At 69.7% G+C, this 7,422-nt stretch carries 5 protein-coding genes; 3 read left to right on the top strand and 2 right to left on the bottom strand.

What is annotated here, in order from left to right:
- Nucleotides 1-115 precede the first annotated feature (115 nt).
- Together AB0C02_RS24245 and AB0C02_RS24240 are read right to left on the bottom strand one after the other, a co-directional pair.
- Entirely contained in the window at nucleotides 116-1,276 is a 1,161-nt protein-coding gene (locus tag AB0C02_RS24245; protein ID WP_357551084.1) for a branched-chain amino acid ABC transporter substrate-binding protein, read from the bottom strand.
- 83 nt (nucleotides 1,277-1,359) lie between these two features.
- The gene (locus AB0C02_RS24240; RefSeq protein WP_357551083.1) at nucleotides 1,360-2,784 is read right to left on the bottom strand and encodes a hypothetical protein; all 1,425 of its coding nucleotides are present in this window, start codon (nucleotides 2,782-2,784) and stop codon (nucleotides 1,360-1,362) included.
- A 411-nt stretch (nucleotides 2,785-3,195) separates the two neighbouring features.
- Here AB0C02_RS24240 and AB0C02_RS24235 point away from each other — a divergent pair, with 411 nt between their 5' ends.
- From AB0C02_RS24235 to AB0C02_RS24225, 3 genes are all read left to right on the top strand, one after another.
- A complete protein-coding gene (locus AB0C02_RS24235) occupies nucleotides 3,196-3,864 on the top strand; it encodes a methyltransferase domain-containing protein (RefSeq protein ID WP_357551082.1) in 669 nt (222 codons plus the stop codon).
- Nucleotides 3,865-3,991: 127 nt separating this feature from the next.
- The gene (rox, locus tag AB0C02_RS24230) at nucleotides 3,992-5,419 is read left to right on the top strand and encodes a rifampin monooxygenase (RefSeq protein ID WP_357551081.1); all 1,428 of its coding nucleotides are present in this window, start codon (nucleotides 3,992-3,994) and stop codon (nucleotides 5,417-5,419) included.
- A 210-nt stretch (nucleotides 5,420-5,629) separates the two neighbouring features.
- Nucleotides 5,630-7,411, top strand: coding sequence for a hypothetical protein (locus AB0C02_RS24225; protein WP_357551080.1), 1,782 nt, complete (start codon nucleotides 5,630-5,632; stop codon nucleotides 7,409-7,411).
- The last annotated feature ends 11 nt before the right edge of the window (nucleotides 7,412-7,422 follow it).

Here is a 7,422-nt window from a genome sequence, read left to right as displayed (position 1 = left end):
CGTCACGACCAGATCCGTGCCCAACCCGCCAACCACGAGGAACGCGACCACCATCAGCCGCACGATCAGCCACGCCCGACCACGACCCGCGGCACCCACCCCACGCATCATCCGCCTAGTCCGTACGCAGCTTGCTGGCCAGGATGAGCCTGCCGCCCCGGACCTGGGCGACGACATAGTTGTCGTACGTCAGCGAGTGGTCGGCGGCGAAGCGGAGCGTCCCGGTGAAGGTGGTGAAGTCTTCGAGCCGCGGGAGGTTGTCGACGACCTTCGAGGGAGCGCTGTCCCCCGCCTGGCGCACCGCCTGGGCCAGCGCGCGGAGCGCGTCGTAGGCCTGCATCGCGTCACGGCCCGGGTCCCGCCGGTAGCGGTCCTTGAAGCGCACCGACCATTCTGCCGCTGCCGGAAGCAGGCGTGGGCCCGCGGCCATGGTGAGGTACGCGTCCTCGGCCGCTTTGCCCGCGGTCTGTAGAAACTCCAGGCTGTCCGACTCAGAGGAGGCCATGAAATAGCCGGTGTAGCCGGCCTCACGAAGGGTGCTCAGCAGCCGTCCACCCGGTTCCGCCTGCCCCGTCCAGTAGACGAAGTCCGCCTCGAAACCGGTGACGGTGCTGGTGAGCCCCGCGAGATCGGGACCCGTTGTCCCGGCGCTCCGCATGCTCACCTTCAGGCCGTCGGCCTTGATCCGATCGGTCACCAGTCCGGACAGCTGCCGCGAGGCCGGTGACCCGTCTCCGAGCACAGCCACCCGCTGCGGGCTCCGGTAGCCCATCCAGTGCACGGCGGCCATCGCCTCCTGGTAGACCGTGCCGTCCATCGGGAACGCCAACGGCAACCCGGCCTCGAGCAGCAAGTCCGCGCGTGCGGAGGAGACCAGGAACGGCGTGCCGTTCGCGGCCTTCGCCGCCGCCACCGCCGCGTCCTCGCACAGCCCGCCGATCACTCCCACGACGCTCTTGGTGGCCAGCCGCGTCGCCCCCTGCTCTCCGGTCGCCGGCGCGCAGCCGCCATCCTCGACGGCCAGCCTCACCTGCCGCCCCAGCACCCCGCCCTGGTCGTTGATCTCAGCGGCAGCCATCTGCGCCCCGTCGACGAGGTCCTGCCCGCGCTCGGCCATGTCGCCGGAAAGCGGGGCCAGCACCCCGAACGTGATCTCGCCCCGCAGCTTCGGGGCGTCCCCGCCCTCGTCAGAGGCAGAGCACGCGGCGAGCAGACCGCTCACCACCAGCGCGGTTCCGCCCAGCGCGATCGCGCGTACGGCACCTCTGCGTCGCACCGTCCACCTCCCTGTCCGTCACACTGAAAGCCGGCCCGGGCGCGGCGGTCGCCGCGCTCGGGCCGGTGATCTTACTCAGCTGGTTACTTGTCGCACGAGTTCCAGCAGATCTTCTTGTCCGGGTTGCCGGCCAGCTTGCCGTCGAACCGCAGGACGTCGACACCCCGGTTGTAGTCCGCGACGTAGACCAGGCCGTTGTGCCAGTAGACGGCCGACGCCGAGCCACCGGTCACGCCCTGCCCCGCCGGCACGCGGAAGTAACCGACCTGGGTCGGGTTCCGCGGGTCCGACACGTCGAGGAAGCGGGTGCCCTGCCCGTACCACCCCTGCGCCACGATGTTGCCGTTCACTGTGAACCAGTGCGCGGAGCAGCTACCGCTGGTGGCCGACCCCTCCTTGCCCCACGGCGACCAGTGGCTGATCAGTTCCAGCCGGAACGGCTTCTCCGGCGTGGAACGCCAGCCCTCACCGTCGTAGCTGCCCTTCAACGAGGCGATCTTGAACTCGCCCGCCTGGGAGCAGGTCGTGACGTTCTCGTTGGCGATGTAGAGCAGCTCGCCCTTGTCGAAGGAGCCGACCTTCTCGGTGGGGTGGTACGCGTTGTGGTCGAAGAAGTCGTAGAAGGCGGTGCCGGCCGGGTTGATGGGATCGACGGTCCCGCCCGCGTACGGCACCGGGTCGTACGCCGTCGCAACGCGCTTGCGCTTCTGCACCGGGTCGTAGTGGTTGCCCTCGGTCCAGTAGCCGCGTACGCCGCCCTCACCCGAGACCCAGGCGATGCCGTCCTTGTCGACGTCGACGCTGTGCACGTAGTCGGTGACCCCGTCGAGCCGGTCGAGGTCGACCGCCCGGTCGAAGGTGTACGGGTGCTTGACGTCGTGGATGTCGGTCACCCGCACCGGCACGCCGTTCCAGGACGGGTCGTGGCCCGGGGTCCCGGTGTTGGCCGGACCGACCGACCACAGGTACTTGCAGTCGTTGATGCACGTCGACGTGTGTCCGGCCGGAATCGGGTGGAAGACGATGATCTCCGGCTTCCACGGATTCTTGACATCGACGATGTAGACCCCGGACTGGCCGGTCTTGACGGTGCCACCGAAGCCGCGCGGGTCCCGGATGAGGAAGACCAGCTTGCGCTTCGGGTCGACGGTCATGTTCTCGCCTTCCCAGAACCGGTCCTGGGTGTCCCCCGGCAGGCGCAGCTCGGCCGCCGTAATCTTGGAGACCAGGGCCGGGTGCTCGGGATCCTTCAGCGACCAGATGGCGAGGCCACCGGTGCCGTTGGCGAACATGAAGTCATGGCCGTACTTGTCGTAGTTGATGAAGTTCAGCGCCGCGTAGCCGCTGACTCCCCTGACATTGTCGATGAACGTGACGTTGCCCGCGACGGCGGTCGTCGGGACGTTGTGAACGTCGTCGAGGATCGGACCGCCATGGGCGGAGTTGTCCGACGGGCCCGGGCCCGACGGGTCGTAGGCGGCTGCGGTGCCGACTCCATACAGCTGCACTGCCACAGCTGTCGCCAGAGCGACCGCACCCGCCACGAGGGATCTCGTTTTCAACACATGCTCCCTTGGCATTCTCCCTTGGGCGACCCTCAGTGCAGGTTGAGAACCGCACGACCGAGAGGTACGTGATCACGACACTAGGGACGACACGAGCGGCCCGTCATGGTGCAAATGTCGAGAAGGCTGCCGTATGACTCCGTCATCCGTCGTGATCATGCAGGGCGACGGCCTTGGCCAGCATGTTTGCCGCCGGAGCCGCCAGGTCAGCGCCAGGGCCCGGAGGGCTGGTTCCGGGCGGCATCGCGCATCGTCGGAACTTCACGATCCGTAACGTGTCCCGAGGCAGCAAGACTGGAGGCGAGGCCGTTGGCGTCCGGGGACGCACGCCCCGAAGCAACCGGACCCTGGCCGATGGAGGACATTGTGGACACACAGGACAATCCGACCGCGAAGGTGCTGCGGGCGGCGGAGAAAATGGCACCCCGCTACGACCGCGACATCCGCTTCCTCGAGAAGGTCCAGTTCGCCGGCGGCCGCGAATGGATCGGCGCGCGCGTCGAAGGCCGCGTCCTGGAGGTGGCGGTCGGCACCGGTCGCAGCTTCGACTTCTATCCGCCCGCCGTGAGAATCACCGGCATAGAGTTGAGCCCGGCCATGCTCGCCATCGCCAAGCAGCACGCGGCCGACCTCGGGTTGGACGTCGAACTGCGCCAAGCAGACGCCCAGGCACTGCCGTTCGACGACGACAGCTTCGACACCGTGGTGTGCGCCCTGTCGCTGTGCAGCATCCCCGACCCGGCTGCCGCAATCGCCGAGATGAAACGCGTGCTGCGCCCCGGCGGCCGCCTGCTGCTACTCGACCACATCCGCAGCACCTGGCCGCCGGTCTACGCCTGCCAATGGCTCCTGGAGCGAATCACGATCCGCGCCGCCGGAGAACACTTCACCCGCCGCCCGCTACCCCTCGTCAAAGCCGCCGGGTTCGAGATCGCCGAAACCCAGCGGCTCAAGGCCGGCACCGTGGAACGCGTCGCGGCCCGCAAACCGGTCATCGCGTGCCCCGCAGCCACGCCCGAGTGATCAGCAGTTCGCGCCGGAAGAGGGACCGACCCCCCGCCACTTCCAACGTATAACACACGGGGGGTCTTGCGGCAAGACCCGGGTCGTGCCGCAGACTCTGCGGCCGAAGCCAGAACCTGGGGGGCACATGCTTGACGTGATCGTTGCCGGCGGTGGACCGACCGGCTTGATGCTGGCCAGTGAGTTACGGCTGCACGGCGTGCAGGTGCTCGTGCTGGAGAAGGAGGCGGAGCCGACCGCGTACGTCCGCGCGCTCGGTCTGCACGTGCGCAGCATCGAGGTGATGGACCAGCGCGGCGTGTTGGAGCGGTTCCTCGCGTACGGCCGGCAGTACCCGGTCGGCGGTTTCTTCGTTGGCATCGACAAGCCCTCGCCCGACGGGCTGGACACCGCTCATGCCTACGTCCTCGGCATTCCGCAGACCACCACCGATCGCCTGCTGGCCGAGCGCGCCACTGAGCTCGGCGCCGAGATCCGGCGCGGCTGCGAACTGGTCGGGCTGAGCCAGGACGACCACGGGGTGACCGTCGAGCTGGCCGACGGCACTCGGCTGCGCGCGCGCTACCTTGTCGGCTGCGACGGCGGCCGCAGCACCGTGCGCAAGCTGCTCGGTGTCGGCTTCCCCGGCGAGCCCACCAGGGTCGAGACGCTGCTGGGCGAGATGAAGGTAGCCGTGCCACCGGAGACGGTGGCCGCCGTGGTGGCCGAGGTCCGCAAGACCCAGAAGCGGTTCGGCCTCGGGCCCATCGGGGACGGGGCGTACCGGGTCGTCGTACCCGCCGAGGGGGTGGCCGAGGACCGGACGATCGCGCCGACCCTCGATGACTTCAAACAACAACTGCGGACATTCGCCGGCACCGACTTCGGCGTGCACTCACCGCGCTGGCTGTCCCGCTTCGGCGACGCCACCCGGCAGGCCGAGCGCTACCGGGTCGGCCGGATGCTGCTGGCCGGCGACGCGGCGCACATCCACCCACCGACCGGCGGCCAGGGCCTCAACCTCGGCATCCAGGACGCGTTCAACCTCGGCTGGAAACTGGCCGCCGAGGTCAACGGCTGGGCACCGCAGGGGCTGCTGGACAGCTACCACACCGAACGGCACCCGGTGGCCGCCGACGTGCTGAACAACACCCGCGCGCAGATGCACCTGATGTCCACCGAGCCGGGGCCCCAATCGGTGCGCCGCCTGGTGTCGGAACTGATGGACTTCGAGGACGTGAACCGGTACCTGATCGAGAAGCTCACCGCGATCGGAGTCCGCTATGACTTCGGCGAAGGCCACGAGCTGCTCGGCCGGCGAATGCGGGACGTGCGGCTGAAGCGGGGGCGCCTCTACGCGCTGACGCACGGCGGTCGCGGGCTGCTGCTCGACCAGACCGGCCGACTCTCGGTGGCGGGCTGGGCAGATCGGGTCGACCACGTCGTCGACGTCAGCGAGGAGCTGGATGTGCCCTCCGTGCTGCTGCGGCCGGACGGCCACGTGGCGTGGGCCGGCGACGATCAGCAGGATCTGCTCCACCACCTGCCACGGTGGTTCGGCACCGCCGTCGGCTGAGTTCGCCGGTGTGGCTGCAGGGTGTGAGGGACGCGCCGGCCCCTCCCCCAACCACCGGCGACCCGCGAAAGCTGTTCACATTCCCAACTTTTCAACCTAATCTAAGTCGATTGTGGTCGCGCTTAAGCCGGGCGCCTGAGCCGACCTTGCGAGCCCACCGTTCGAACCACTGATCGACAAGGCCATGCACATCGGGAAGTATCCATTTCCATGACCACCGGTCCCACCGAGGCGCGACCGATCGCCGACACCGACCACAGCCCTGCCCCCACCGGCCCACCCCATGGCAGGTGGCATCGCTGGCGGTGGCTCCGCCACGAATGGACGTTGGCGGTGCTGGGTGGCCTGGCGCTGGCGGTGGCGCTGACCTGGCCGACGCTGCGCCATCCGGCCAGCACGATCCCCGGCGATCTCGGCGATCCGACGCTCCAGGCGTGGCAGGTGGCCTGGGCGGGCCACGCGGTGCTCACCGACCCGTCCGGCCTCTGGGACTCGAACACCTTCTACCCCGAGAAGTACACGTTCGCGTACAGCGACACCCTGCTCGGGTACGCCCCGACGGGCATGCTCGGCTCGGGCTTCGAAGCCGCCCTGATCCGGTACAACGTGCTGTACGTGCTGCTGCACGCGTTGGCGTTCGTCGGGGCGTACGCCCTGGTCCGGCAGCTCGGCGCGGGCCGGTGGGGCGGTGCGGTCGCCGGCGTGGCATGGGCGTTCGCGCCGTGGCGGCTGGCCCACTCCGGTCACCTGAACATCCTGTCCAGCGGCGGGATCGCGTTGTGCCTGGCGATGCTGGCCCGCGGTCACGGCTGGTCGTTGCGGCGCGGGTACCGGCCGGAGCGGCGCCGGCCGGGCTGGGCACTGGCCGGCTGGCTGGTCGCCGCCTGGCAGGTCAGCCTGGGTTTCGGCATCGGGCTGCCGCTGGTGTACGTCCTGCTCGCCGTGGTGCTGGTGGCCGCCGGCGGTTACGGCTGGTCCTGGTGGCGACGGCGGGAGCGGCCCCCGTTCGGTCGACGGTTGCTGATCGCGGATCTGGCCGGCGGGCTGGTCTTCGGCGCGGTGACGCTGCTGCTGGGGCTGGTCTACCTGCGGGTCGTCGACCTCAACCCGCAGGCCGAGCGGACCCTGGACTGGACGGTGATGTTCTCGCCGCCGCTGATGGGCTTCGTCACCGCGCCGGCGGACTCGTGGCTGTGGGGCGAGGCGCACGCGGCGGCCCGGGAACAGCTCTCCTGGCCGCCGGAGATGGCGTTGCTGCCCGGGATGATGCTGATCGGGTTGGCCGGGGCGGGGCTCTTCGTCTCGGTCTACCCGGCCCGGCATCGGGTCGCGCTGGGGCTCGGCGTCCTCGGCACGGTGCTGCTGGGCCTGGGCGCCACCCTCGGCGGCGACGGCGATCCCGGCTACCTGACGCTGTCCAAGCACCTGCCGGGGTGGGACGCGTTGCGTACGCCGGGCCGGATGATGCACTGGACCAGCCTGCTGCTGGCGGTGCTGGCGGCCGGACTGGTGACCGCGCTCGCCGAGGCGCTACGCCGCGTGCCGGCCCGGAACTGGACGCGGATACTCACGCCGGCGATCCTGCTGGTGCCGCTGGCCCTGGTCACCCTCGAAGGGATGAACCGAACGCCGCACCCGGTGGTGCCGCGGCCCCCGGCCGCGATGCGTACGGCTGAGGAGCCGATCCTGGTGCTACCCGCCGGCGGCGTGGGAGACCTGGTCTACATGTTGTGGACGACCGACGGGTTCCCCCGGGTGACCAACGGGTTGGGCGGTTTCGAGCCCGTCACCCAGGCGCAGACCCGGACCGCGGTGGCGTCTTTCCCCGACCCGGGCAGCGTGGCGTACCTGCGGGGCATCGGGGTGCGTTCGGTGGTGGCCCTGCCCGGCCAAACCGACGGTACGCCGTGGGAAGGCATCGCGGCCCGACCGATCGATGGTCTGGGCATCACCCGGGAGGAACTCGATGGTGTGCTGGTCTACCACCTCTGACCAGGCGGGCG

It is taken from the genome of Micromonospora sp. NPDC048999, assembly GCF_040649295.1.
Lineage (GTDB): Bacteria > Actinomycetota > Actinomycetes > Mycobacteriales > Micromonosporaceae > Micromonospora.
Note: the sequence above shows the minus strand (reverse complement) of the source record. Positions and strands in the feature narration are given on the sequence as shown.

What these genes read in the sequence shown, in the direction of transcription:
- rox (WP_357551081.1), top strand. Translation starts at nt 3,992, where the DNA reads ATGCTTGACGTGATCGTTGCCGGCGGTGGACCGACCGGCTTGATGCTG.
- AB0C02_RS24225 (WP_357551080.1), top strand. Translation starts at nt 5,630, where the DNA reads ATGACCACCGGTCCCACCGAGGCGCGACCGATCGCCGACACCGACCAC.
- AB0C02_RS24235 (WP_357551082.1), top strand. Translation starts at nt 3,196, where the DNA reads ATGGAGGACATTGTGGACACACAGGACAATCCGACCGCGAAGGTGCTG.